The sequence below is a fragment of the Pseudomonadota bacterium genome (assembly GCA_036141575.1).
Lineage (GTDB): Bacteria > Pseudomonadota > Alphaproteobacteria > UBA2136 > JAPKEQ01 > JAPKEQ01.
In genome coordinates this window covers 253,678-279,904 of sequence record JAYZXF010000017.1, presented here as the reverse complement: position 1 = coordinate 279,904, position 26,227 = coordinate 253,678, and the positions used below count along the sequence as shown (strand labels likewise).

The window sequence follows — 26,227 nt, the reverse complement described above, 5'->3', positions numbered from 1 at the left end:
TTTTACATATGAAATACATCCTCAGCGTTTTGGTTCTTACTCTTTCTATTGTAACAAGCGCTGAGGCCTGTATAGGGCTTATGTTAGAGGTACAAACCTTCCTTCCTCGTCTTCCAAAAGATATTAGCCAAGTTGATTATGTTGCTCAGGTTGAGGTGGTTGATAAGGGTGAAGTGCACTCTGGTTTTGCTGAAGTACGTGAACTTGAAGTTTATAAAGGCGAAGCCCCAGCAGAAGAGTTTACAGTCATGTACGCTACGCATAGCTGCGCTAATGCTGATTACAATATTCAAGTTCCACAGAAGTACTACGTTGCAGGCCATTTTGATTCTAACGGCACTTTTACTGGTGAATGGCGCCGCATGCACCCTATGCTTGGTGAAACTGAAGAGTTTCTTGGTACTAAGCACTAGTAATGTGCTGAATCTATTCCTATACTTTTAGTACGACCCATCTCTACTTCCCGTAACCTCTCAGGAGACTTTTACCATGGCACTGCCCAAGGTTCTTGAAAATACTGTGAAGATCTCAGCTGAATGTGCAGAAGCGTTGCAGGCAAATTCAGTCTTTCATGGTGCTGCACAGCGCGTTTGCGAAGAGACTGGCGCACGGCTGATGCCGAACCCTAACCTCTACGAAATGTCCGGTCCGAGCTTTCTCGGCACTCTCATCGCCCACAAAGCAGAAGGTGATCTCGTCTATGTACGGGAAATTTTCCCCGGCCAGTTGGTGTTTGGCTACCGCTTTGACGGCAAAGGTGGCATGCGCAGCCTGCACGGATCACGCGTGAATGGCGGTGGTTATGTCTGGAATGTTCTGGAAACCGTTGAAGACGTGCAATAAATCGAAAAGAAAAAGGTGGCAAGTTGCTGCCTTTTTTCTTGTCATGAATGGCAATTTTAAGTAGGTTTGCGACAATTCAATCTTTGCTTATCTTTTTCTCAGCCATTAAGGAGTGTACCCATGGCATTTAAACTTGCGAAGAATAGTGTGCAAATTTCTCAGGCTTGCGCTGATGAACTAAAAGAACACCCTATGTTTGCACCTTGTGCAGACCAGCTGAAAGAAGGGTTGCTTTTCCTTCCTACGCTTGATTGTGTATATGACAAAGCAATGCATGAGATTCTCTCAAAGCATAGCGCTGAAGGTGATATTGGCATCTATCGCCAATTTCTTGCTGATGTACCTACTATTATTGTGGGTGTACGCTTTGATGGTAAAGGCAATGTCATCATGCTTAAAGGCTCTGTTAGCCAGGACGGCTATGAATGGGAAGAAGAAACTGAAAGTTAAAACGATGGAGGAGAGACAGCTTAGGCTGTCTTTTCTTTTTGCGCCCAAGTACGGTTGTTATTGATGGCTTCTTTTTCTCTCAGGGCGGATTCAATATCAATGCCGTGTTGGTTAGCAATACTCAATAGAAAGATGAGGCAATCTGCAAGCTCATGCGCGACATCATCATTCTTTTGGTCTGTTGTATCAATCTTCCAGCCTTCGGCTTTACGCACGGCTTTAAACAGCTCCCCTATTTCTTCACCTAAAAGGAAGCATTCATTGATTTTGTTAGACGTATCAAACCCACGCTCAACTTTCATCTGCTTGATGTAATCTTGCCAATCAGCCAGTGTTGCAGGTGTGTTTGGAAATATCGGCATCGTATTATTTCACCGCTTTTGAGCATGTTACTTTTTCATATACGCCGTCCGCATTTTTATCAGCGGCATTACAAAGCTGTAATGTGCCTTTGTAACGATTCAGACGATAGATATTTTCATCTTTTACAAGATATTGGTGCATAGCATTGGTTCGTGTCTCTAGGAGAAGAGCATTTATTTCTGTGTGTTTTGCCCAAAAGAAACCAAGCCCACTTGCAGCAGCTAGTAAAAGAAATAGAGTAAATAGGTGTACATGTAGAGACATTCGTTTTATTCCTTATAATAAATTAAGCCCAGTAAATGCTTCATATACTAATTCATATCGTAAATCTACTGAATAAATCTAAGATAGGTTATGGCGCTACATTGAGAGATGATTCTAGGTGCAGTACTTTACCATCATAGCAAAGAGACTTACTTGTCACCTTGTTATCATCACGCATCATTGTTTTGATTTGCTGGTGCGTCGCTTTGATCTCTGGACACTCACGTTGTTTGTCACCCCAGTTGAGAACATCGATGTTATCGTAAAGGTTCTGCTGGCCAGACTTAAGGTTAGCAATGTCTACGTTTTGTACGTTTGTCAGAGCGTCCGTCAGTTCATCCTTCTTTGTCTCTACAGTCTCAACCATTTTAATGAGCTGATCCATTTGGCGTTGCAGCTGGCGAACATCTTGAAGGAGTTGTCGATTGGTTTCCTGTTCACGGCCAAGACGCTGCTCAAGACGACGAATTTCAATCTGTACGTCACGATCAATCGCGATTGCTTCTGGTGATGCAGTTACAAGTACTGCAAGAGCGAGAAAACCATATTTAAACATTGAACTGCCTTTTTTCTTTTTATTAGGGCTAAAAGTAACCTCATAACTCTACTTATGATCGCTGCAAATGTCTACTTTTGTGCTTCCGTTACTCATGTATCTCTATATACATTGCGTTCCGGTTCTTCAAATTAGCCATTTTCGCTGAACATAAGCGAGGTCTTAGGCAACTTTTGTTTTTGTACTAGTCGCGGACCTTACCTGCGGCAATTGCGGCGTAGTCAATCTCGTCTTCGCCTTTGCCTTTCGGGCGCTTATCTGCGTAGCGTTCCATCCATAGTACCACAGGTGATGCAACAAATACTGATGAATATGTTCCCACAATCACACCAAAAATCAAGGTTAAAGCAAAGCCGTTGATCACTTCACCACCAAATAGGTAAAGGGCCATAAGTACCACAAGCGTTGTGAGAGAGGTCATTAACGTACGGTTTAGCATCTCGTTAAGGCTGAGGTTCAGAACATCAAACATTTTCATTTTAGGGTTGCCGCGGTGGTTTTCACGCACGCGGTCAAATACAACAATTGTATCGTTAAGCGAGTAACCGATGATTGTTAGAAGCGCCGCAAGCACAGGCATACTCACTTCTTTTTGAATCAGTGCGAAGAAACCAACCGTTAGGAAAACATCATGCGCAAGGGCCATAACAGCACCAATGGCGTAACGAAACTCAAAACGTACTGATACGTAAACAAGGATGGCACCCATCGCGAGAAGAATTGCTAGAATTCCTTTCTCTTTCAACTCATCACCAATTTGCGGGCCAACAAACTCTGTACGACGTACATCTGTAGGGCCTGCAATGCCAGCCACTGTTGAAGCAACGGCACCTGAAATGTTACCGCCATGCTCTTCTGTTTCAGAGTCTGATACAGGAAGACGCACAAGGAATTCTGTATCTGCACCGTAAGCCTGAATTGTTGAGCCAACAAAACCTGCATCTACAAGAGATTCACGGATATCACCAATCGGTGCTGCTTTCTCTGTTTGCAATTGAACCAGCATACCGCCTGTAAAGTCGATACCCCAGTTAAGGCCACGCACAACAAGCAGTGCAATTGTTATTGCAAGAAGCGTAAGGGATAGGATAGCGCCAAGTTTGCGCTTGCCTAGAAAGTCAAAGTTAATGTTATCAGAAACCAGTTTGATCATGGCTTTATCCTTTCAACGTTTGTGGCTTAGCTCTGTTGAGCCATGTCACAACTAAAATACGAGTAATCATAATTGCGCTAAACATAGATGTTGCGATACCTACAGAAAGCGTAAGGGCAAATCCTTTAATTGGGCCACTACCAATAGCAAACAGAACAACCGCTGCAATAAGTGTTGTTACGTTGGCATCCATAATAGTAGAGAACGCACCTTTAAAGCCGTTATCAATGGCTGCGCTTGCGCTTTTGACCTTCTTAGATTCTTCACGGATACGCTCAAAGATAAGAACATTGGCATCAACCGCCATACCCATTGTTAGAACGATACCTGCAATACCTGGAAGTGTAAGCGTTGCGCCAAGCATTGTCATGATACCGAGGATAAGCACAACGTTACATAGAAGCGCTACGTTTGCTGCCATACCAAAGCCACGGTAGAACACGAACATCACGCAAAGAACAAACAGGAAGCCAACCATAATGGCCATTTTACCTGCAGCAATAGAGTCCGCACCAAGTGACGGGCCAATTGTACGCTCTTCAACAATGTTAACAGGTGCTGGAAGCGCACCCGCACGTAGAACGGTTGCAAGGTCTTCTGTTTCTTGAATTGTAAAGTTACCGTTTACTACGGCGCTACCACCAAGAATAGGCTCGTTTAGGTTGGGCGCACTGTAAACAATATCGTCAAGTACAATGGCAAGGCGACGGCCAACGTTGTTAGATGTCACTTGGCCAAACTTAAGAGCACCAGAGCGGTCAAAATCAATGAAGACTGATGGCGCGTTATCTTGTGGGTTAAAGCCAGCACTTGCATTAGAGAGACGCTCACCTGTAATCACAGCACGACGCTCTACAAGAATTGGACGGTGGTAAATGTCTTCACCCTGCCCTTCTTGCATGTAAAGAAGCTTTGTGCCTGCTGGTGGACGGCGCTCTACATACTGGTTGGCGTCGTAACCATCTGCTACAAGGTGGAAAGATAGCTGTGCTGTACGACCAATCACGCTTTTCGCACGCGCCGGGTCATCTACACCTGGAAGCTCAATAATAATACGGTCAGTGCCTTCACGCTGAATCACTGGTTCTGCAACACCAAACTCATCCACACGGTTACGGAGGATCTCAAGCGTTTGGTTAATAGCGTAAAGCTCCATTTGAGCCATTGCATCACTTGTGTAGTTTACTGTGATAGAGAGACCGTTACGGTTAATCTCTACGTCACGTACTGAGCGCTTGAGGCGTTCCATCGCTTCGTAAGCCACTTCATCGCTTGTTGCGTTAAAGCGCAGGCCACCACGTACTTCTTTGAAGTTACGAACAGTCAGGCGTCCTTTTTCTCTATCACGTAGCTCACGGCGTACGTCATCGGCAAGGTTTTCAACGTTTCTTGCGATAAGGTCAGCAAGGTCTACCTTAAGTACAAGGTGAGAACCGCCCTGAAGGTCTAGTCCAAGGTTAATCTTTTTGTTTGGTAGAGCGCTATGTTCTACAAAGTTTGGTAGAGCGAACGTAAGCCCGCAGATGACTACCAATAAAACAAAAAGTTTTTTGTAAACAGATATATTCAGCACGATTCTTAATCCTTTGCTTTAAAATTATGCAGCCTTTTTAGCAGCTTTTTGTGATGCTTTCCCCATCTCAGTACGCACTGAGATGCTTGTTGCATTCACAGTGATCACTGTGTTTTCTGCAATAGAAAGAGAGATCATGTCTTCGTTTGTTTTCACAACTTCACCGTGGATACCACCAGATGTGATGACTTTATCGCCCTTGTTGAGGCTAGAAACCATCTCTGCGTGCTCTTTGGCACGTGCATTTTGTGGACGGATAATGAGGAAGTAAAAGATACCAATAACCGCTAGAAACGGTAGGTAAGCGATAAGTAGGCCGCTGCCACCTGCTGGTGCTGCGCCTGCTGCTGTTTGTGCATATGCTGTCAACATTTTTTCTTATTCCTTAAACGTGTGTTTTAAAAATTTCTGTGTCACAATATCGAAAGTGAGAAACATTGTCTATCACACAAAGTCTCATATATAAAGAATTTAGATGCAGCTCCATAAGAAGGATAACATGATGAGCCAATTTAAAACGCTAGCCCTCTTTATTAAGCCAGGCACAAGCCTGATGCATGCGGTGTTTGAAGAGATCAAAACATGTGCTACTGAAAAAGAGCTAGAGGTTGTGGTGTGCGCACCTGAGGTGGAAGTGATGATGGACCCACCTTTCCCACGTAAAGAGACGGCTCATCTTAAAGATCATGAAACCTTGGCGATTGTACTTGGTGGTGATGGCACCTTCCTAAATGCAAGCCGCCTACTCTATGGTAAGAACATTCCAATTCTTGGTATTAACCTTGGTCACCTTGGCTTTTTAACAGATGTACCCGCTGAGCATACCTATAAAAAAATCTGTAACGTACTTGCTGGCGAATTTAAGATTGATAACCGCCCTTACTTTACAGCGCGTATTGGTGATACGGTTCTGCCATTTGTAAATGATGCGGTTCTGAACCGTAAATCTGAACATAAAATGGTCTCGATTGATGTGAAGGTTGATAGTGAGCACGTAACAGAGCGCCGTGCAGATGGGATTATTATTGCAACGCCAACAGGCTCTACAGCGTATAACCTTTCTACTGGTGGCCCGATTGTGCATCCGAGTGTGGATGCCCTACTTCTTACGCCAATTAGCCCACATACACTGACTTTTAGGCCTGTCGTGCTGCCTGCAAATGTGCCTGTTAAGCTGACTCTTAAAACACCAGAAGCCCTACTGAGCCTAGATGGACAAACCTCTATGGAACTGAAAGAAGCGGAAAGCGTGTGCATTGAGAAGAGCCCGCACACTATGAAGATTATTCACAGTAACCGTATGAGTTATTTTGATCTCCTCAGAACAAAACTTCACTGGGATACCAGCCAATAAGAAAAACCCCGCATGTTGCGGGGCTTCTTATTCGAGTTAGTTGGTTTCGCTGACAGTGACAGCAATCTCGTCATAGCTGCGGTTGTCGCGGCTATACACACGGATTTTGGTAATGAGTCCCGAAGGGTCGTGGATTTGATACTCACCTTCTGTCGGTGTCATGACCTGCGCCTCCATCAGTCCACCACTGTTCCCCTCAAGGGAAACTTGCAGCGGGTATGTGGTTTGCGGCAGTAGGTTGTCGTGGTTGGCAGGCTCAATCGCCAGTGCGTAACCAGGTGTGGGTGCCCACATCATACCTTTGAAGGTAATCGTGTCACCATGGCGAACCGCAATAAAGCGGTCCATCATTGGGGTTGTCATAAGATCCCTCCTTCACAAAGAGGGCTTAGTTGCCACAGCGGGTGACAACGTCAACAGACATCCAATTCCCATTGAACTGGAATTTTACGGTTTTGATTTCACCGTTCGGGTCATCAATTTCAAATTGACCATTGATCTGCGTCATCGCACAGCCGCCAACTTGACCTGCGCCTTTGATGGCAACGTCCAGCAGCACTTCACCGGGCTTGGTTGGAATTTCCAACATGCAAGGACCGATTTCAAAACTGTAGTTGGTTGCAGAAGCCATATAGCTGGCATTGAAGATGACTTTATCACCGTTACGAACGGCGCCAAAACTGGGTCCCATAGGGATCTCCTTTTCAAAGCAAGGTTTCAGAAAAAGTTAGATAACAAAGATTACTCGTATTTACACGTAGACGTCGTTTTTAGCTGAGGAAAATAGCAGGGCCAATGTATACATTAATTTTTAAAAAGAATTTAATATTCAATCAGTTGTCCGCCCTCAAATGTCTTGAGAACAAAGCCGTCTTTTTCTGCTGGAATGGCAGCGATCCATTTAGAGGTTGCCATAATCATGAAGGGTTCTGCTGGAAGGCCAAGAAGCCGACCATGATGGTTTTCTGAAAGAGCCACACCAACTGAAATAGTAAAGTCAGCACCGCCTTTAAGCGTATCTGGAGAACTGTGGCTTGCCGCAAAGAGCGCGCCCTTCTCTCTTCTGAGTGTGAGGCAGCCGCCAATATCAAGGTAACAAAGAACAGCGTAAGGTTGATCCTTTAAGCGCAGGCCTGTATTCGGAAGTAGCGGCATGACTGCGCCTTTACCAAAATCAGGATCGGTATAAGCTTTCATTCGAGAACGGTGAATGACCTTTTTAGAATCAAGCATAACTGTTGGAGCGTTCACATCCCAAATTTTAGTGTCTAGCACTTCGCTCTGTGCGCTAAAGCTTCCATCATGTTCTAGAAGAATAAACTGCTCCACAAAGGCCCAAGCGGTTTCAAAGTCTTCATCAGCAAGGCAGTTATCAACCTCTTGAATTAGATCTCTGAGCTCTTCTAAAATGGACGGATTCTCTTTCATAAGATCTATTATAAAACAAAAAGCCCCGCATGTGTAGCGGGGCTTTTCATCGATTAACTCAGACGTGATCATCAGCCATTTTTTCTTCAACATATTGAAGAAGCTGAACAATCGGAACAGCTTCATGTTTATGAAACAAGGCGCAGGTAACGTCAACGAGAGCTTCTTCTTCAATGGGAACAGCAACCGTTTCAGGCCGTTCTGCATTTGCAGGGATAGCCATAAGCTGCATAGCCACCTTCTCTGTTACCTGAAAGGCAAAGAAGTTACAATCATGGTATTGGTTGTGCGGGTCATTGGGCGTTTGAACAACGAATCCGCACAGGCGCTCAGCATGTTCAGTAAACCGCTTTTTCGGAACAAGTGATGTAAAAGCTGTTGCCTTGGCCATAACTTGCTCAAGAGTATCGCTCTCATCCTCGTTTTGGCCTGGGTCTCGAAACTCTTCACAAAGCTCACGGAAACATTCCAGCTCATGAGTCAACACAGGACTACCAAGACTGTAAGGCGTGGCTTTCTTTACACTGTAGAAACCGCCACCTGTGATACCATAGCCTTCACCATGTTCAGTACCACGGCGAGACAGCAGTACAAAAGCTTCATCATCATCAGTGATGTAATAAAACAGCGCACCACAGCCCGGAGCTGCTTTGGGCCACTCGGGATTTTCCAACGCATCGACCTTGGCTTCAAGTTCAGCAATACGTGCCTTCAGTTGTTCTTCAGTCATAAAGACCTCCAGTTAAACGAGAAGAAAGTTAGGAATAATAGCTATATAGCAACCTTCCTTCGTTCCTTCAAGCCCTTTGGCAGTGTTTTTACTGGGATATTTGCCTTAGCATACTCACAGATTTGACGGCTGACATCGCTCACAATGACATGAAGCGTATCAAAGCCATCTGTTTTCTCTAACGTATTGGGATCCATATACAGGTCGCGGTTCAGCTCAATCTGTACACTATGTACGCCGCGATCAGGTTGTCCGTAGCCTGCTACAATTTCACCACCTTGGTATGGGTCATTCACTTTCACTGTTAGGCCATGCTCTTCAAAAGCGTGGGCAATCAGCTTGGTAAAGTTTGGATCACAGGTTGTACCGAAGCGGTCGCTCACTACGATATCAGGGCGTTTTGTACCCTTCTCGTCTAATTCGCCGCCAGAGCTAATGCCAGGCATAGAATGACAGTTCACATGGTAAACCACACCAAACTGGCCATGAAGCTCATCAATTTGGCTTCTTAGGGCGCTGTGGTATGGCTTGTAGTAGTTGTCAATACGATCTGTGACGTCTTCCTTGGTGAGAAGATCATGATAAATGGCGCCGTGTGTGTAGGCTTCTTTCCAAATAAGGCCTTTACCTGTACGCGCGTAACGGCTCTCTTCTGTTGGGACGTAGCACCAGCCATTTTCAACCATGCTTGGGTCAAGGTCACTCAGCCTACGGTTTGTATCAATAAAGTTACGCGGAAAGAGAGATTCCAGCATTGGGGCACCAAGTGATGGTGCAGCGTTAAAGAGTTCGTCTACGTACATATCTTCTAGAGTGCGTAGGATACTTCTTGAAACGCGGTGTTTAAATGTGTCGGGATAATTTTTGCCACTGTGTGGGCTATCAAAAAACGCAGGCACGAGTTCCCCCTGCGGGGTGTGCAATATGAAAGGGTCTTTCATGATTTATTTTCCTTATTTAAGAAATTGAATTCTACACCCTTTTAAAGGGGTTGACAAATCCCTCCATCATCACAAGACTAGCCTTAGTTTAAACAATTTAGAGCATGCATATGAAACCTTATATTTCTCTGGCGCTTAGCGCCCTTCTTGTGGGATGTACAACAACTGGTACACACCCGAATGGTCAACCAAATGAAAACAACAGCGCTGTGATTGGTGCGGTACTTGGTGCAGCTCTAGGTGGCCTTGCAGGTTCTATTAGTGCTGATAACGCTGATAACAAGCGTAAGAACGCCCTTATCGGTGCAGGTATTGGTGCTCTTGCTGGTGGTGTTGTCGGGAACTACATGGAGCAACAAGAAGCGCTCCTTAACCAGCGCCTACAAGGCACAGGTGTAGAAGTTGAACGCCAAGGCGACAACATTCTTCTGAACATGCCAAACAGCATTACGTTTGACTTTAACAAAGCGCAAGTGAAGCCAGATTTTTACGGTGTCATTCGTAACATCTCTGATGTACTTAACGGTTACCCAAGCACATACGTTGATGTGATTGGTCATACAGATAGCGTTGGCTCTGAAGATTACAACGAAGCCCTATCATTCCGCCGTGCGCAAGCCGTAAGCGACATCATGATGGGCGACGGTGTACTAGGCAGCCGTCTTGTTGTGCGTGGTATGGGTGAGCGTCTCCCTGTTGCCAGCAACGATACACAAGAAGGCCGCGCACAAAACCGCCGCGTTGAAATTCTCATTGCCCCTCATAGAGAAGGCTTTTAAAGGTAACCCCGCATGATCAGACGTAGTGGCAAACTCCTCCTTCCTGCACACCATTTGAAGCGTGTCTTTTTGGTGCTTTCTAATAATGCACTGATGACGGTTCTTCGTTTTGTAACGGTTGCGATGATTAGCCACTACCTTGCGGGCGTTCCTGCGATTAATACATTTTTCTACTTCTATTCGGTTGCGATCTTCTTTAACTCAGTGAGTGACTTTGGTCTGCACACAACGCTAACCATTCATGCAAGTGATGATGAGTACTTCACGAATAGGAAAAAAGTAGCAACGGTGCTTGGGTACCGTGTGATTTTTGGAATCACATGTTTTATTTCCTTTATTCTCTTTACCCACATTGCAGGGAATTTAAGTCCAGAGCTATTTGGCTTTGGTCTGGCACTGGCTCTGTTTGCCTCTAACCCGTCTCTTGCAGATCCTTTCATGCATATGTTGCGTGGTAGACAGTATGAGCTTGTTGAAACGTCTCTACGTGTCGCTGAGGCCTTTATTACGATGCTTTCAGTACTACTTGTTATGACGATCTACGAAGTGAAGACGCTGAACCATATTGCACTGGCGATGTCGGCACCGACGCTCATTCGTCTGGCGATCTCAGCGTATATCTTTCACCGTATTAAGCCGATTGAGTTTAACTTCAATATGAGAGACCTCTACGAACAGTTTAGAAGTGTATTCTTTGCAGGGCTCAGCTTCTTGCTATCTAGTTTCCTGATGCGTGCCCCTATTCTTATGGCGCCAATTTTGATGCCTGGGACAGCCATTGCAAAACTTACAATTTCAATGATGCTTGTTCAGGCAAGCCAAATGATGTCTACGCCGGTAAGCCAATATGTGCTCACACGTGTAAAGCGTAAGAACCCGAAAAAGCCGAAAGACTTTGATATGCGTATTATGGCTGTGCCTCCGCTGTTTTATGCGCTGGGTCTAGTCGCTGCTGTATTTGTGATTGGGGTTGCTCAGTTTGATATGCAACTCTTTGGTATTGAGCTGCGTGATACGAACTTCTACATCCTGTGTGCAACGCTACCAATCTTTCTGGTGGGTGACTTCCTGCGTTTCTTCTACATTTATATTGGACGCACGCAGTTGTTCTTTGTTCTACAGTGCTTGATTGTCCTGTTTTACTTTGCAGCTTTCTTTGCTCTAAAGCCGTACTACCCAGATGTAGCACTTGTGGCAGGGTTTGCTGTGGCGCACCTTTGCTTTATGCTTGTTGCTATTGCGATTCCACTGAAGAGTAAGTACCGTATCGTTAAGAAATCTTGACAAAAAATACCTCTCTGTATACATAATAGGTCATCTCTGACTTCTTATCCCTTTTGTTATGGAGGCACCTATGAGTGTGTTTAAAACACTTGCTCTATTTGTTCATCCGAAGATGGATTTCTCTTATCCTGTTTTTGATGAACTCAATGAGCTGGCCAAAAAGTTTGGCGTATCAGTTGTACTGTGTGGGCCAGATGAAAGTCTGATGCCTGTGGTACCTTTCCCGCGCATGGATGTAAAAGATCTACCCTCCAACAGCCTTGCTGTGATTATGGGTGGTGATGGCACATTTCTACATGCTGCAACACCTCTTATGGGGTTAGATATCCCTATGATTGGGATTGACTTTGGCACCATTGGTTTTTTGACCGATACCTCGCCGAAGTATGCTTACATTACCCTCCAGCAAGTCCTGGAAGGTCAATATAATGTTGAGCACCGTCCATACTTTCTTGCGACTGTTGGTGAAACACAGTTTGCCTTTGTGAATGAGGTGGCTGTGAACCGTCATCCGCATGAGCGCCCTCTGGATTTTGATATTTATGTGGAAGGTGAGCTTGTCTTACAAGACTACCGTGGTGACGGAATGATCTTTGCGAGCCCCACAGGCTCTACAGGGTATAGCCGCTCTGCGGCTGGTGCTGTGATGCACCCATCTCTCAAAGCTATGATCATGACACCAGTTTGTGCGCAGTCTCGTGCTGTTCGGCCTCATGTTTTGCCGGATCATTTTGAAATTCGGATGAGTTTGAATGCAGCTGGCGCACAGGGTGGCATGCTTATGTTTGATGGGCAAGCCGGCCCTTGCTCTGTTCTTGCAGGGCAAGCGCTTTGTGTGGGCAAAAGCCCTTATACCTTCCCATTGGTCACCACCAAAGAGCTCAGCTACTTTGAGCGTTATCATCAAAAACTCACGTAAACGATACTGGAAAAGCCTGCTGCATAAGCGGGCTTTTTCTTATTCCGATTGACCAGTCCCACTCTTTCAGATAGAACAAAAGCAATCCAACTTTGTCTTCCGTTTTCTATGGAGATCTCCTATGACTCAACGTATTTTGACAACTCAGGAAAAGTACCAACTTGTCGGCGCAACAACTGTTGTGGCAATGGCTTTGTCTGGTTTTGCACTTATTTTAGTGTTTGCTGCTTATGTTGCAGCCGTCTACTTTGAATTCAAAGCCGCAAAAGAAGTGAAGCAAACAGGCTATCTGCCGATGTATCAATCTGTCGGCACGTTGAAGCTGATTCAATGTGGCATTGGCGCTGGTGCTGTTCTTGCTTTCTCTGCAATGACTGGTAGCATTTTGCTACTGCTGGTTCTTGGCTTGTATGTTTTTATGGCTAAAACTGTTGCGGAAAAGCATGATATTAAACTGGCCATTGGCAAGTAATCGATCAAAGAAAAGCCTGCGTTTAAGCAGGCTTTTTCATGTTTTGTCGTGTCTCGTAAATATGAGGGGCTTCTTCTTGAAGAATGGTTGCCGTTGCGCTGTTTAGCGTCACCTCAATATGCCAGATATCTTCGTTTAGACTACTACTCAATACATCACCATGAGCATGGAGCCATGCCATCCATTTTCCTTCTGACGCATGAACATCAAACACAAAGGTTTTCTCTTCACCGAATAGGTTTTCAGTCATCTTTTGTACAAGCTCTTCTACACCTTCACCAGAGATTGCTGATGTTGGAAGTGTACCTTTTGGCAGGTGGAAGTTAAAGCCACCCTCAACCATATCCATTTTGTTCCCTACATGGAGCATTGGTACCTTATCTGCCTTAATGTTCTTGAGAACTTCACAGACGTCTTGGTATTGTGCGTCAGCATCAGGGCTGCTGGCATCATGGACAATGAGTAGAAGATCTGCGCCAGCCACTTCTTCTAGCGTTGCTGCAAAGGCATCAACAAGTTGGTGAGGAAGGTCGCTCACAAACCCTACAGTGTCAGACAGAATAATCGGCTCATTATTTGGAAGTAAGAAACGACGCATGAGTGGATCTAGCGTTGCAAAGAGCATGTCTTTGGCTTCGGCTTCATCACCCACAAGTGCATTAAAGAGCGTTGATTTACCAGCGTTGGTATAACCTACGAGTGCAACCACAGGAATGCGAGATTTCTTACGGGTCTTACGATGAAGCTCCCTTTCCTTCTCAACACTTACCAACTGCTTTTTAATATTGATAATACGTTCTTGAATCATACGTCTATCAAGCTCAATCTGACGCTCACCAGGTCCACCTGTTTTACCAAGGCCACCACGTTGACGCTCAAGGTGGGTCCATGTACGAACAAGTCTACTCTGTTGGAACATGCAGTGTGCAAGTTCAACCTGCAGTCGACCAGCTTTGGTACGGGCGCGATCCGCAAAAATTTCAAGAATAAGGTGCGTTCTATCAACCACCTTCAGTTCCATCATAAGCTCTAGGTTACGCTGCTGAGAGGGAGACAGCTGGGTATTCACCACAACAATATCTACGCCATTCTCATGGCAGAACTCAGCCACCTCTTCTATTTTACCGCCACCTACATAGGATTTAGGGTTAATACGCTTGAGCGTAACAGAAGAAGAGCCAACAACCTCTAGGTTAAGAGCTTCAGTCAGATTGATGGCCTCTGCGAGTTTATCTTCAGAGGAACGTAAAGAAGGTAGTTTATCCTCCCCCCCTAGAGGAGGAGATTCTACGTGTAGCACATAACAGTTTGTGCCAGTAAAATGTTGTTCGTCCACGCTTAAGCTTCGTTACCAACGTTATCGATATCGAGGATGTCATGCATTTGGAACGCATCTGCAGGCATCACAGTAGAAATGGCATGCTTGTAAACAAGCTGAGTAATACCATCGCGTGTGAGCGTTACGCAGAAGTTATCAAACCATGTTACTTTGCCTTGAAGCTTAACACCGTTTGTTAGAAACACCGTACAAGGTTGACGTGTTTTTCTAAGATGGTTCAGAAACACGTCCTGGACATTATTTGTCTTATCGTCCTTTTTAGCCATTTGCGGCACACTTTCTTTGTCTTTATTATTGACCCCGACTTTTTGCGAGATGGTTTATCGTAAACAACAACACGCCCTCACTCAAGCCTTACCCCTTATATCTCCTTACAAAAGTGTTTCCCCTGTGAAAAAAATAACACACTAGACCACAACTTTATTTACGCCAGAATGCAGGCATAAGGAGCACAAGAAGAGTAAGCAGTTCTAAACGCCCAAGAAGCATAGAGAAACAGAGGACCACTTTAGCAGCTTGTGGTAGCCCTGCGTAGTTACTGGCAGGCCCCACTTCACCCAGACCAGGGCCAAGGCCTGTTAGGGTTGCCCCAGCGGCACTAAAGGCTGTTTCAAGGTCTAGCCCAAAGGCTGCCATAATAATAGAAATGATAATAAACGTAACAAGGTATAAACCTGCAAAGGCCCATACTGCCTGCATCACATCGCTTGAAATGGTACGGTTACCAATTTTAGCGCGCACAACCCCACTTGGGTGCAATAGACGCATCAGCTCTGTTTGACTTTGCTTTACAATCATCATAATACGCAGAATCTTCATACCACCAGATGTAGAACCAGAGCACCCACCCCAGAACATCAGGACAAGCATCGTCATAGGTGCTAGCACTGGCCAAGCGTTGTAATCTGCTGTCGCGTAACCTGTTGTGGTAATTACGGCCATGACGTTAAACAGTGAGTAACGGATAGATTCTGTAAGTTCATAGACATCAAGGAGTGTCAGCATGAGGCTCAGTACAATCACGGCCCCAGCAACAAGTACAACGAACATCTTAAACTCAGCATCACGGGCATAAACCACACGTCCGCTTGTTGTCAGGAACATGTAGTGCAAACTAAAGTTTACCGCACCAAGGAACATAAAGAGTACAGCCACCATTTCAATAGCTAAAGAGTTATAGTACCCCAAGGAAGCATCATGGGTTGAAAAGCCGCCTGTTGCAACTGTTGTAAAGGCGTGCGCTACAGCATCAAACGTATGCATCCCTGCGACACTATAAGCTGCCGCACATAGAATTGTAAGAACTAGATATACGATCCAAAGAAGTTTAGCTGTCTCTTTAATGCGAGGCTGGAGTTTATCTTTTGTAACTCCAGGCATTTCACTACGGTAGAGCTGCATACCACCAATTCCAAGGAACGGGAGAACGGCAACGGCGAGGACAATAATACCCATACCACCAATCCACTGAAGCATGGAGCGCCACAGGAGAACACCGTGATCCATCTGGTCTAAGCCACTCAAAACACTGGCGCCTGTTGTGGTAATCCCTGCAACGGATTCAAACAGTCCATCTACAAAGGTTGGGGCTGCGCCTGTAAAGTAGAGAGGCAAACTCCCAATAACCGAGAGTATAGACCATGTGAGAAACGTTAAGAGAAACGCATCTTTATGGTTCATTGCTTTGCTTGTCCCGCGCATCATAATAATGGCAGCACCACCAGAAACCATGGTTGCAAAAGAGACTTCAAGGAAGATTTTTGCGGCCATACCTTCTTGGAAAAATAGTGCGACAAATGCAGGGATAGACATCAATGCGCCAAAGCCGCAGACGAAAACTCCCAGAACGTAAAAGATCATACGGTAATGCACGACGTCCCCTTACACCATTTGCTCAATTTCAGTAATACACTCAGCGCGAGAGACCATAATAAGTGTATCGCCCTCCTCAATACCAACGTGCGCATCTGCAAAGATGATAGATCCATCACCTTTAAGAACTGCGGATACTTTCACACCATCAGAAAGTCCAAGGCTACCCACTGTACGGCCATGAGATGGAGAGTTGTATGTCACCTTCAGCTCCATCACTTCTAAGCGGCCTTGGTGAATTGTGTGTAGATCTTCTACGCGAGACTTACTGCGGCGCACATGCTGAAGAATACGAGAGGCTGTAATTTCACGTGGTGAAATGACTTTATCAAGACGCAGTGTATCTGCCAGTGGCATCAGCATACGGCTGCTGACACGTGTAATAATGTTTTCTACACCAAACTTACGCGCACTAATAGATGACAGAATATTACTTGGGTCATTACTTGTCATCACAAACACGGCGTCCATTGATGAAATATTCTCTTGAACAAGTAGGTCGCTATCAAGAGCGTCACCATGTAGAACAACAGCATGGTTGAGGTGGTGTGCAAGGTAGTTTGCGCGATCAATATTATTTTCTACAATGCGGATATTTACACCTTGGTGCTCCATTTGTAGAGCAATCTCATAACCAATGTGTCCGCCCCCAATAATCATGACATCCTGCATTGGCTTATCCATGTAGCCAAGCTCTTCCATAATCATGTTGCGATCATTTGTTTTGCACAGAAGGTAAACTTCATCGTTTTCTTCAAGGTGGTCTTCACCGCGTGGGTAAATAATACGCTCGTTTCTGAAGATTGACATGATGCGGAATTCGTACTCCATGCGCTCAAGGACCTCACGAAGTTTGATACCCCTATATGTACAAGCATGTGGGATTTTAACGCCAATCAGACAAAGCGAGCTGTCTGCCATATACGTAACATCAAACGCCCCTGAAACTTCAGCCGCACGTACAACAGCGTCAGCTACCTCTTTCTCTGGACTAATCACCACATCAACTGGCATGTCCTCACGGTTATATAGGCGGTTGTGGGTAATGTTGAGGTACGCCATATCACGTACGCGGGCAATTTTCTTGTTAATACCAAAGAGGCTATGCGCGACTTGGCAGGCAATCATGTTCACTTCATCAGATTGAGTTACCGCAATAATGAGGTGTGCGCGGTCGGCGCCTGCTTGCTCAAGAACATCAGGGTGAGACCCTACCCCTTCCACAATTTGTACATCGACAACATCAAGCACTTGCTGCAACTTGTGTGCATCGCTATCAATCATCACAACGTTATGGTTTTCTGCGCTCAGGTTTTGCGCAATAGAGATCCCGACTTCACCTGCACCAACGACAATGGCATTTAACATAAATTTATAAACTTATTTTTTATTTTTGCTAGCCAGTTATTTTCCCACAAAAAAGAGCCCCCTGACAAGGAGGCTCTTAAAAGGTTTCGCTTAAATATTAAGCTTCGCCGCGTGTTTCGACACCAAGAGACTTAAGCTTACGGTGCAGTGCACTGCGCTCCATCCCTACGAAATCTGCGGTTCTTGAAACATTACCACTAAAGCGAACCAGCTGGTTGCTTAGGTAATTCTTCTCAAATAGCTCACGCGCTTGGCGTAGTGGCATTTGTACCGCTTTTTCCATCATATCTGTGTCTAAACCGTCACCACGCATCAGTTCTGGTGGTAGCATGTCTGGAACAATCATCTTGCCAGGGTGCATGATGATCAGCCATTCAATAAGGTTACGTAGCTGGCGCACGTTACCCGGCCATGTGTAGCTTGTCATGATTGCCATTGTTGCAGGCGCGATCTTTGGCACAGAACCGCTATCTGGAGAAAGAACTTTAAGGAAGTTCTGAACCAGTGTTGGGATATCTGTGTTGCGCTTACGTAGTTCAGGCACATGAATTGGCACTACGTTTAGACGGTAGAATAGGTCTGCGCGGAATTTACCAGCATCAACCATTTCTTTAATGTCTTTAGATGTTCCGCTAATCACGCGAACGTCGGCTTCAATTTGGCCACCGCTCTTAGGATCGTGAATGCGACCATCTTGCAGGAACTTCAGAAGGCGTGCTTGCATGTGTGGCGTTAGGTCAGCAACTTCATCAAGGAAGAGTGAACCACCAGCAGCTTGTACAAGTGTACTTGTGAGGGCCATGTCAAATGTAGCATCAGATACAGCACCTGGTGCGATTGACATAAATGGACGATCTGCACGGCGAGAGCCTTTGTGGATCAGGCGACCAACAACTTCCTTACCAGCACCACTTTCACCCGTTACCATGATACGGCTTTCACCGCTGGCAACTTGCTTAATTGTTTGGCGCACAGTTGCGATCTCAGATGAGATACCAAGAAGTTCTTGAACTTCACCACCTCGGCTACGAAGAAGCATGTTCTCACGACGTAGTTGTGTTTCGCGAATTGCACGGCTTGCTGTGAGAAGTAGACGGTCAACTGAAGGTGGCTTCTCAATAAAGTCGTAAGCACCCTTCTGTGTCGCTGTTACCGCAGTTTCAATTGTACCGTGACCACTAATCATAATAACTGGTAGGTCTGGTGCACGACGCTTAAGACGAGATAGAGTCTCAAGACCGTCCATGCCTTCCATCCAAATATCAAGAAGAACAAGATCAGGAAGTTTCTGACTTACAATATCAAGACATTCTTCACCGCTTGACGCAGTTGCAGTTTTATAACCTTCATCTTCTAGTAGTCCTGAAAGAGAGGAACGAATGTCCCCTTCGTCATCGACAATCAGCACGTAATTGCTCATCGTATAACCCCATTTTTTAATATTGTTTTTATTGGTCTGCCTATTGTTCAACCACAGGCAAACTTAATTCTACTTTGGTGCCGCCCTCTTCTCTTCTTGAGAGTTTGATTTGGCCACCGTGCTGGTCCATCACTCGTCTTACAATCGCAAGTCCAAGTCCTGTCCCTTTCTTACGCGTTGTCACGTAAGGATCAAAAAGCTTGTCTAGGTCTACATCTTCAGAGATGCCGACCCCGTTGTCCTCAATCGACAACAACAGTCTACCACTTTGTGACATATCTACAACAACTTTTATCAATCCGATACGATTTTTTGCATCTGGATGCTCACTTACGGCGTTTGCAGCGTTCTCCAAAAGGTTGGTAAATGCCCGTCTGATATGGCTTTTATCCATATTGACTTCAGCATGCTCAACCGAAATATTTTTTTCGTATGCGATATTTTCGCGGCCTTGCTGTTGAAGCAGAATTTCTTCCTTGATAAGAGGCATAATATCCGCAACTTCTTGTTTTGCCGCAGGCATTCGGGCAAAGTCGCTAAATTCGTTGAGCATCTCACGCAAATCTTCTACGCGTCCGACAATTGTGCCTGTAAGTTGCCCAAACAGCTCTCTATCATCTTCTGGCATGATTTTCGTATATTTGCGCTTCAATCGCTCAGCACTCACCTGAATCGGCGTGAGAGGGTTTTTAATCTCATGTGCAAGGCGACGGGCCACATCTGCCCAAGCTGCAACCTTCTGTGCACTTAGAAGATCACTGATGTCATCCAGTGTCATCACAACAGCTTGTGTTTTGGCACGGCTTTGACGCATTGGAACAAGGCGCAGCAGCATGCGACGCTCTTCCCCGTCTACATTCAGTGTAATCTTACGCTCATCAATCTCAGGAAGTTTAGCCACAAACTCTTCAAAGACATCTTGGAGTTCAGCACTATGGTTCCCAAGACTTTCTCCTTGAGAAAGGCCAAAGCGCTCTTCAGCAATACGGTTACTCAGAATCACATTACCGTTATTATCAAGTGCCACAACAGCTGATGTTACACCTGTAAGTACGGCTTCCATACCGCGGCGGCGTTCATCAAGTTCTTTGTTCTTCTTCTCAAGCAGTTCACGGTTTTGGCGTAGCTGCCCTGTCATGCGGTTAAAGGACTGGGTGAGAATACCAATTTCATCATCGTCTTGTGGAATCAGACGAACATCTAACTCCCCTGCACTCACTTTGTTGGTTGCATAAACAAGGTCTGTAACTGGTGTTACGATCTTACCGGCAAGTGTAATACCCACCCAAATCGCAGCAGCAAGACCAACAAGACCAAGCGCAAGCATAGTGAGCGTGAGTGTGAATCTTACTTCGCTTCTATGTGTGCGTAGCTCATAGTAGTCACGATATGTTTCTTCAGTCTCGTTCATGCGGGCAACAAGAATTGGCTCAATCGGACGAGAGCTTACAAGAACCTTACGTGTCCCCACTGGAGATACGGCATAGATACGGTTGTTCTGGAATGAAAGGTGTGTTTCACCATTTGGAACAGGCTGACGAATCGCACTCAGAACCGCTGTTGGTAGAATAATATCTTCACCAATGTTCTGGCCAAAGAGTGCCCCGTCTGTTTGGAAGACATAAACTTCACTCATCAGGCGTTCGCGTCGTTGATCTTCCAGAGCTTCAGTAAGCCCACGTTCATCTAGCAGAAGAAGTGCATCTGCTACTGGACGTTCACCAAGAATAGATTTGTTTTCAAGAAGGAGTGTTTTCTGTTGCTCTTTTAGGTATGACTGCGCCACTTCAAGCGAGCCATCAAGGGCACGCGTGACACGATCTGAGAACCATGTTTCTAGGCCCTGGTTTAGGACAAAGATAGACGCTACTGAAACCACAAGTGCTGGCATAAACGCCAGCGTACTAAAGATACCCACAAGCCTGACATGAAGCTTAGCGCCAATGAGTGAATTGGTTTTATTCAGGAAGACATCTACTAATTTGCGGCCAATATAAAGTGAAGCCACAAGAATAAGCAGGATGTTCAGTGTAATAATGCCAAGGAAAATGGGCCCTGAAATGGTTGGGGCAATCATAACGCCTGCGACTGATGCGATAATCAAGAAGATCAGAATTGCCATAACAAACCAGCTGCTGGCTTGAATGACTCGACTCATAATTGCACGAACAGACGTTTTCAAAAGGTGCCTCTTATTATTTGTACTTATAGCTGAGCGATGTGCCCAGTGTTGGGTTGAGTAAACTTTCTGGAATGTAACGCATAGCGTAACGTGGCAAGTGGCTAATTTTCTGCCATACATCGCCTTCTTCAAATGTGCCACGGTGGAAAGACAGTTCCACATCAACCAAGTATGTTTCGCCCTTCTCTACATCTTCTGGGTGAATGATGGTTACGTTTGAGAATGAAAGGATAGACGGCATAAGGTCCTTCAATGGAAGGATGGTTGTGTATGTTTCATTGCGATGAAGAGAGACTTCATCTGTAAGAAGGTCGAGTGATAAACGCTTATGCACAGTATGGCGACGCTTGGTAAAGTATGACTTTGTTTTGCTCCACCAACCTTGCGGGCGTACATCAATTGTGAGCATGACTTCCAGTAGCTCACCTGTTTTCAATTGGCTCACAATGGCATCGTAGAAGTTGTCATTATCTCTAAAGATACCTGTTAGCGTGATTTCACCATTATCTTCTTTGGAAAATTCGTAGTGCTCAATATCAGCAATAGATGGCGTCGCGCATAGCAAAGTAACACCCAGAACCAGGGCTGCAAAATAAGCTTTAAGATTTATGCGTCGCATCTAGGTTTAAAATCCATGCTGTTATTCGACCAGTATAGCGCCCTGCATCAACAAAAATGTGGGCTTTTGTTTTGTAATCCACACAATAAACTGTTCCGTGCGGAAAGTAAATCATCAGCATAACCCCCACAAGAAGCAGGATAGAGAACACCCAGAAGGCATGAACAGCAGGGTCGAAACTGACCTGAACACCGCTAAATAGCTTGGGTTCTATGCTTTCTGCATAGTATAAAACCTCTATATCAAACTGTTGTAAAACGCGCACAGTTTGTAAGGCTTTTAATGCAAGAGTGAGACGCTCTTCCTTTGGGTAAGCCTTTACAGCCGTATCTGCAAGCTCACTAAAACGCTGTGGCGAAAGTGGCACGTCATCGTTCTTAGTAAGGCCATTCATGACGGTTTCAACAATATCCCAGCCTGTATCATCCGCAAGGCTAAGACCGAGAAAGATAGGTTGATAAACATCTGTTTCTACCTGAACACCAATTACATCAGGCTGACCAGTAAAACTTCTAAAGCCCATTGGGGATTTAGTTGGTGTTTTTACAACGTAGTCTACTGCGGCGCCATCACTTTGCATGCTTGGGATACTAGTTCCTTCAGCAAGCACCTTAGACGCTACATGCGCTGTTGAATTCATGAACTCAATGCGCACATCATCTTTCTCATGCACTTCATGAATTTTAGCATTTAACTCACTGCTATCATTTGAAAATGTATAACGAATACGCCCGTTTACTTCTGAACCAGCATCACCAAAATCAGATTGGTAAAGCGTGTAAGAACCTACATTAATAGGCTTGTTCACTTGGATGTTCTTATTAAGGACAAGGCCATTATCTTTAATGATATCTAGCTTGGTTTCATAAAACTTAGGAAGCCCTGAGGCGTAGTAATCTACTTTAAAGCCACGATTCACAATAGTAAACGGTAGTGTTTCAAAGCGCATTTCGCCACCTTGTGGCACGATGATTTCAGCAGATCCCTTCCCTTCAGTCAGATTCACGATCCCTCTATATCCAAATACACCTGAGACAAACCCGCTGCCAATGACACCAAGGATGCTGATGTGCAGCACAAAGTAACCAATACGGTTCAGCTTACCAAGGCGGTAAACTGTAAAGCCTTCTTGTGATGTCTGTTTAAGGCTGAATGTACGTTTTGTATAACGATCAATGAGGGCCATTGTATGAGAATCAATCTGCACTTCTTCTAAACGCTTAGGAATAGATTTAGGAACAACTGGTGTCGTGAGGAGCTTTTTGAGAATTTGACGACCACTTTGTGTCAGGCAAGCCGCAACGCTGAGCCCTACAAAGAAGCAGCACCCAAGGAACCACCAAGAGCTAAACAGCTGAGTAAGCCCTGAAAGCTGAAAGACCGCTGACCAGAATTCACCAAAGCGCATATCGTAGTTTGCCGCACTCTCCCCTTGTACAAGGAGCGTACCCGCCACTGAGGCCAGCGCAATAAGAAGCAGGCCATATATGGCTGTGGTCATACGACTCAATACCCATAGAATGGCCTGCATTTAAATCTCTCCATACAGGGCTGCAAAGCCACAGCTTATAAACTTCCGCTCCTCATGTACAAAAGTACACTGTGGTGCAGCTTTTATAAGCCATGACTTTTCGCCTCTGTCTAGCGAGTTTAAGGGAGTATCCATTAAGAAATTTTAAATTTCTCTTAGTGAAGGTTGTTGTTCTTAGGAATCACAATCTCAAGTTCAGTGATCTTCTTACGAAGTGTGTTTCGGTTAATACCGAGGATTTTAGCCGCACGGATTTGGTTACCACGTGCGTAACGTAGAACATGCTCAATCAGTGGCTTTTCTACTTGTTCAATAATTTTACCATGTAGGCCTGGCGCAGGTGTCATGCCACCAAGGCTGTTGAAGTATTGTGTTAGGCAAGAATTAACTGCATCTGGAAGGTTTTCAGAAATACCTTCGCTTGCGTTTACAACTGGAAAAATGCTTGGCTTAGCCTGTTGTTGTGTCGTTGTCATTCTTGTTTCTCCCCTTATTCTTATTTTTATTGTTGTTTATCCACTTCCCCCTCCATGGGGAAGCTTCCTTTATAAAGCGAAGCCACTAAAGCTATCGCTGGAACCGCCTTTAGGCAGGCATGTATCTACTGTATCTTCAGTAGAAGACACGTGTGGGTTCACAGGTACAAAACCTTTTTGAACCGCCGTGTTGTAAAACTCTTCAGTGAGGCCGAGCACTTCATCAGCTGTTGTCATCTGATTCATCGCTCTGCGGTATTCAGCACCGCCAGGATACCCCTTAGTGTACCAGCCCATGTTTTTACGCATCAGGCGAACACATTTGTTTTCCCCGTATAGATCCAAAGACATATTGTAATGCTGCTTCACCACATTCCATTGTGTTTCAGCATCAGGCTCTGGAAGGACATCACCTGTTTGCAGGTAATGTGCCACTTGTCCAAGGAACCATGGGCGACCTTGTGTTGCACGACCAATCATCACACCGTCACAGCCTGAAAGCTCAAGCGCTTTGACTGCATCATTCAGGGTAATGATGTCACCATTCGCAATCACAGGAATGCTCACAGCATCTTTAATCTTTTTAATTTCAGCCCAGTCGGCTTTGCCTTTATACATTTGTTGGCGTGTGCGACCGTGCACAGAAAGTTTTTTAATACCGCAACGCTCAGCGATCTTTGCGATTTCTGCGCCGTTCTTCATTTCTTCAGACCAGCCTGTACGGATTTTAAGGGTCACAGGAATGTTTACCGCTTCAACAACACTTGTCAGAATCTCTTCAACAAGTTCAGGGTCCTTCATAAGAGCAGAACCAGACATCTGGTTGACAATCTTACGAACTGGGCACCCCATGTTGATATCAATAACTTCGGCACCGGCTTCTTCGTTTACGCGTGCAGCAATGGCCATGTTCTTCGGGTTCGCCCCTACAATCTGAACACTCACTAGCCCTTGACCTTCATGGAAAGTTGCTTTTTGACGAGAGATATCGTCTTCACGTACTGTCGCTTCACAAGCGACCATTTCACTCACAACCCAGCCCGCACCAAACTCTTTACAAATTAGGCGGAATGGCGCATCAGAAATACCCGACATTGGCGCTAGGGCGACCGGGTTGTCCAGAGCAATGTGTCCAATAGATGGAGACTGCATTATGCGCGTACTTTCTTCATGGTGGTTTTGAGTGTTTTCCGAACTCGGAGTAACGGTGATCAACACTACTGAAAACCTGCCTCATTTTCAAGCACTTTATGCTTAAATTTTGTGCATTTTTTAGCTTGACATTAATCTTTACCGCTTCCCGCCTTTATATTTTGAAAATATAAAATTTACAAAAATAAATGCGACGCGATTTACTGTCTTGAAATAGCAACTTTTTTGCTATTTCGCCAAAAGGCCTGAACCTTTTGTCTCACGTTGTTCGCCCTCTCGTAGAGAAACAAAACTTAGTTAGGGGTAAATATAAGTAAGAAAAGCAAGCTTTCAAGAGCTATACATGCAGAAAAGACATCAAAAAGAATATAACTCTTCTGTAGCCCGTAAAATAGATTCCTTGCCCTGAATACTAAGACACATACCAATCAGGTACAAAATCGGCGCGTGCTGTTTTGAGTTCGGCATCTAAACTTTTATAGAACGGGTCATGCGTCCCAACCAAATCCCAAAAATCTTGGCTGTGATCCATATGGATGGTATGGCAAAGCTCATGAATCATCACGTAACGAACCAGAGGCTCACTTAGAAACACAAGGCTACGGTTCATACTAATGGTGCCTGTGGTTGAGCAACTTGCCCAGCGGGTCTTCTGGTTACGGTATTGAGTACGAGCAAACTTAAGGCCTGTGCGCTCACTGAGTTCCTCAAGCATTGGCGTAAGGATGCTCGGCACACGTTTATTGACCCATTTAGAAAGCGCTTCTTGCCAAAGGCCGTTTTCATCTGGGGTAATATAGAGTGTTTCCCCCTGCTCTTTTACACGCGCCACAAGAGCAGGTTCTAACATCTGGACAGTGTAACAAAGCTCACCACATGGGAATTGAATCTTCTCTGGTGGCAACGCGTCCAGAGGATCTTTCGGTTTGGGCATGTGCTTAAGGCGTTCTAGGTTTGATTTGATCCAGCCTTCATTATGTAGAAACATACCTTTCACCATACGTGCGCTTGGCTCTCTTGGGCCAACAACCTCAAGGCCTTTTTCAAGGCTGATTTTGAGCTTAAAGCTTTTTGAACGCGCGCTCTTTGTGAATGTGTAATCAAACATAGGCGCATATTATAAGGTTTTCCGCAGGTTGTCACTTGAAGTTTCACCTAT

Annotated in this window: 30 protein-coding genes; 8 read left to right on the top strand and 22 right to left on the bottom strand. The window is 45.1% G+C overall.

Annotation, left to right across the window (positions count from 1 at the left end; all coding sequences use genetic code 11):
- The first annotated feature begins 8 nt into the window (after positions 1–8).
- The 3 genes from VX730_09040 to VX730_09030 all read left to right on the top strand — a co-directional run bounded on the left by VX730_09040 (position 9) and on the right by VX730_09030 (position 1,293).
- On the top strand, positions 9–413 hold the full coding sequence (locus VX730_09040) for a hypothetical protein (GenBank protein MEC9292532.1): 405 nt from the start codon (positions 9–11) through the stop codon (positions 411–413).
- 76 nt (positions 414–489) lie between these two features.
- Positions 490–843, top strand: a complete 354-nt coding sequence (locus VX730_09035; protein MEC9292531.1) for a hypothetical protein — start codon at positions 490–492, stop codon at positions 841–843.
- A gap of 120 nt (positions 844–963) precedes the next feature.
- Positions 964–1,293 (top strand): hypothetical protein, encoded by a 330-nt coding sequence (locus VX730_09030; protein MEC9292530.1) that lies wholly within the window; start codon positions 964–966, stop codon positions 1,291–1,293.
- Between the two features lie 20 nt (positions 1,294–1,313).
- Here the strand turns inward: VX730_09030 and VX730_09025 are convergent, their stop codons facing one another.
- The 6 genes from VX730_09025 to yajC form a co-directional block, all read right to left on the bottom strand.
- A complete protein-coding gene (locus VX730_09025) occupies positions 1,314–1,655 on the bottom strand; it encodes a MazG nucleotide pyrophosphohydrolase domain-containing protein (protein MEC9292529.1) in 342 nt (113 codons plus the stop codon).
- 4 nt (positions 1,656–1,659) lie between these two features.
- A complete protein-coding gene (locus VX730_09020) occupies positions 1,660–1,920 on the bottom strand; it encodes a hypothetical protein (GenBank protein ID MEC9292528.1) in 261 nt (86 codons plus the stop codon).
- Between the two features lie 88 nt (positions 1,921–2,008).
- The gene (locus tag VX730_09015) at positions 2,009–2,476 is read right to left on the bottom strand and encodes a hypothetical protein (GenBank protein ID MEC9292527.1); all 468 of its coding nucleotides are present in this window, start codon (positions 2,474–2,476) and stop codon (positions 2,009–2,011) included.
- A 184-nt stretch (positions 2,477–2,660) separates the two neighbouring features.
- The gene (gene secF, locus VX730_09010) at positions 2,661–3,629 is read right to left on the bottom strand and encodes a protein translocase subunit SecF (protein ID MEC9292526.1); all 969 of its coding nucleotides are present in this window, start codon (positions 3,627–3,629) and stop codon (positions 2,661–2,663) included.
- A 4-nt stretch (positions 3,630–3,633) separates the two neighbouring features.
- Positions 3,634–5,202, bottom strand: a complete 1,569-nt coding sequence (secD, locus tag VX730_09005; protein ID MEC9292525.1) for a protein translocase subunit SecD — start codon at positions 5,200–5,202, stop codon at positions 3,634–3,636.
- Between the two features lie 24 nt (positions 5,203–5,226).
- On the bottom strand, positions 5,227–5,574 hold the full coding sequence (gene yajC / locus VX730_09000; GenBank protein MEC9292524.1) for a preprotein translocase subunit YajC: 348 nt from the start codon (positions 5,572–5,574) through the stop codon (positions 5,227–5,229).
- Between the two features lie 130 nt (positions 5,575–5,704).
- On the opposite strand from yajC, the gene VX730_08995 reads away from it, so the two are divergent.
- Positions 5,705–6,556, top strand: coding sequence for an NAD(+)/NADH kinase (locus VX730_08995; GenBank protein ID MEC9292523.1), 852 nt, complete (start codon positions 5,705–5,707; stop codon positions 6,554–6,556).
- Between the two features lie 36 nt (positions 6,557–6,592).
- On the opposite strand, the gene VX730_08990 is transcribed toward VX730_08995, so the two are convergent.
- From VX730_08990 to VX730_08970, 5 genes are all read right to left on the bottom strand, one after another.
- On the bottom strand, positions 6,593–6,919 hold the full coding sequence (locus VX730_08990) for a hypothetical protein (protein MEC9292522.1): 327 nt from the start codon (positions 6,917–6,919) through the stop codon (positions 6,593–6,595).
- A 25-nt stretch (positions 6,920–6,944) separates the two neighbouring features.
- The gene (locus VX730_08985; protein MEC9292521.1) at positions 6,945–7,247 is read right to left on the bottom strand and encodes a hypothetical protein; all 303 of its coding nucleotides are present in this window, start codon (positions 7,245–7,247) and stop codon (positions 6,945–6,947) included.
- Between the two features lie 131 nt (positions 7,248–7,378).
- Positions 7,379–7,984: a hypothetical protein gene (locus VX730_08980; protein MEC9292520.1), complete on the bottom strand. Its 606-nt coding sequence runs from the start codon at positions 7,982–7,984 to the stop codon at positions 7,379–7,381.
- A 58-nt stretch (positions 7,985–8,042) separates the two neighbouring features.
- Positions 8,043–8,714: a hypothetical protein gene (locus tag VX730_08975; GenBank protein ID MEC9292519.1), complete on the bottom strand. Its 672-nt coding sequence runs from the start codon at positions 8,712–8,714 to the stop codon at positions 8,043–8,045.
- A gap of 41 nt (positions 8,715–8,755) precedes the next feature.
- Positions 8,756–9,613, bottom strand: coding sequence for an N-formylglutamate amidohydrolase (locus VX730_08970; protein ID MEC9292518.1), 858 nt, complete (start codon positions 9,611–9,613; stop codon positions 8,756–8,758).
- 152 nt (positions 9,614–9,765) lie between these two features.
- On the opposite strand from VX730_08970, the gene VX730_08965 reads away from it, so the two are divergent.
- From VX730_08965 to VX730_08950, 4 genes are all read left to right on the top strand, one after another.
- Positions 9,766–10,434 (top strand): OmpA family protein, encoded by a 669-nt coding sequence (locus VX730_08965; protein ID MEC9292517.1) that lies wholly within the window; start codon positions 9,766–9,768, stop codon positions 10,432–10,434.
- A 12-nt stretch (positions 10,435–10,446) separates the two neighbouring features.
- A complete protein-coding gene (locus VX730_08960; GenBank protein ID MEC9292516.1) occupies positions 10,447–11,718 on the top strand; it encodes a hypothetical protein in 1,272 nt (423 codons plus the stop codon).
- A 70-nt stretch (positions 11,719–11,788) separates the two neighbouring features.
- Positions 11,789–12,637, top strand: a complete 849-nt coding sequence (locus VX730_08955) for an NAD(+)/NADH kinase (protein MEC9292515.1) — start codon at positions 11,789–11,791, stop codon at positions 12,635–12,637.
- Between the two features lie 121 nt (positions 12,638–12,758).
- Positions 12,759–13,109, top strand: a complete 351-nt coding sequence (locus tag VX730_08950) for a hypothetical protein (GenBank protein ID MEC9292514.1) — start codon at positions 12,759–12,761, stop codon at positions 13,107–13,109.
- A gap of 22 nt (positions 13,110–13,131) precedes the next feature.
- Here the strand turns inward: VX730_08950 and hflX are convergent, their stop codons facing one another.
- From hflX to VX730_08895, 11 genes are all read right to left on the bottom strand, one after another.
- Positions 13,132–14,445 carry a GTPase HflX gene (hflX, locus tag VX730_08945; protein MEC9292513.1) on the bottom strand — a complete coding sequence of 438 codons (1,314 nt, stop codon included), beginning with the start codon at positions 14,443–14,445 and terminating at the stop codon, positions 13,132–13,134.
- A gap of 2 nt (positions 14,446–14,447) precedes the next feature.
- On the bottom strand, positions 14,448–14,714 hold the full coding sequence (gene hfq / locus VX730_08940; protein ID MEC9292512.1) for an RNA chaperone Hfq: 267 nt from the start codon (positions 14,712–14,714) through the stop codon (positions 14,448–14,450).
- 154 nt (positions 14,715–14,868) lie between these two features.
- Positions 14,869–16,320, bottom strand: coding sequence for a TrkH family potassium uptake protein (locus VX730_08935; GenBank protein MEC9292511.1), 1,452 nt, complete (start codon positions 16,318–16,320; stop codon positions 14,869–14,871).
- 9 nt (positions 16,321–16,329) lie between these two features.
- A complete protein-coding gene (gene trkA / locus VX730_08930) occupies positions 16,330–17,688 on the bottom strand; it encodes a Trk system potassium transporter TrkA (GenBank protein MEC9292510.1) in 1,359 nt (452 codons plus the stop codon).
- Between the two features lie 97 nt (positions 17,689–17,785).
- Positions 17,786–19,108 (bottom strand): sigma-54 dependent transcriptional regulator, encoded by a 1,323-nt coding sequence (locus tag VX730_08925; protein ID MEC9292509.1) that lies wholly within the window; start codon positions 19,106–19,108, stop codon positions 17,786–17,788.
- Positions 19,109–19,148: 40 nt separating this feature from the next.
- Positions 19,149–21,290, bottom strand: a complete 2,142-nt coding sequence (locus tag VX730_08920) for an ATP-binding protein (GenBank protein MEC9292508.1) — start codon at positions 21,288–21,290, stop codon at positions 19,149–19,151.
- Between the two features lie 13 nt (positions 21,291–21,303).
- The gene (locus VX730_08915; GenBank protein ID MEC9292507.1) at positions 21,304–21,909 is read right to left on the bottom strand and encodes a hypothetical protein; all 606 of its coding nucleotides are present in this window, start codon (positions 21,907–21,909) and stop codon (positions 21,304–21,306) included.
- On the bottom strand, positions 21,890–23,440 hold the full coding sequence (locus tag VX730_08910) for a cytochrome c biogenesis protein ResB (protein ID MEC9292506.1): 1,551 nt from the start codon (positions 23,438–23,440) through the stop codon (positions 21,890–21,892). The genes VX730_08915 and VX730_08910 overlap by 20 nt, the downstream gene beginning before the upstream one ends.
- Positions 23,441–23,595: 155 nt before the next feature.
- Complete coding sequence (locus VX730_08905; protein MEC9292505.1) at positions 23,596–23,916, bottom strand: helix-turn-helix domain-containing protein; 321 nt, start codon at positions 23,914–23,916, stop codon at positions 23,596–23,598.
- Between the two features lie 69 nt (positions 23,917–23,985).
- A complete protein-coding gene (gene dusB, locus VX730_08900; GenBank protein MEC9292504.1) occupies positions 23,986–25,068 on the bottom strand; it encodes a tRNA dihydrouridine synthase DusB in 1,083 nt (360 codons plus the stop codon).
- Between the two features lie 412 nt (positions 25,069–25,480).
- A complete protein-coding gene (locus tag VX730_08895) occupies positions 25,481–26,176 on the bottom strand; it encodes a M48 family metallopeptidase (GenBank protein ID MEC9292503.1) in 696 nt (231 codons plus the stop codon).
- Positions 26,177–26,227: the final 51 nt, after the last annotated feature.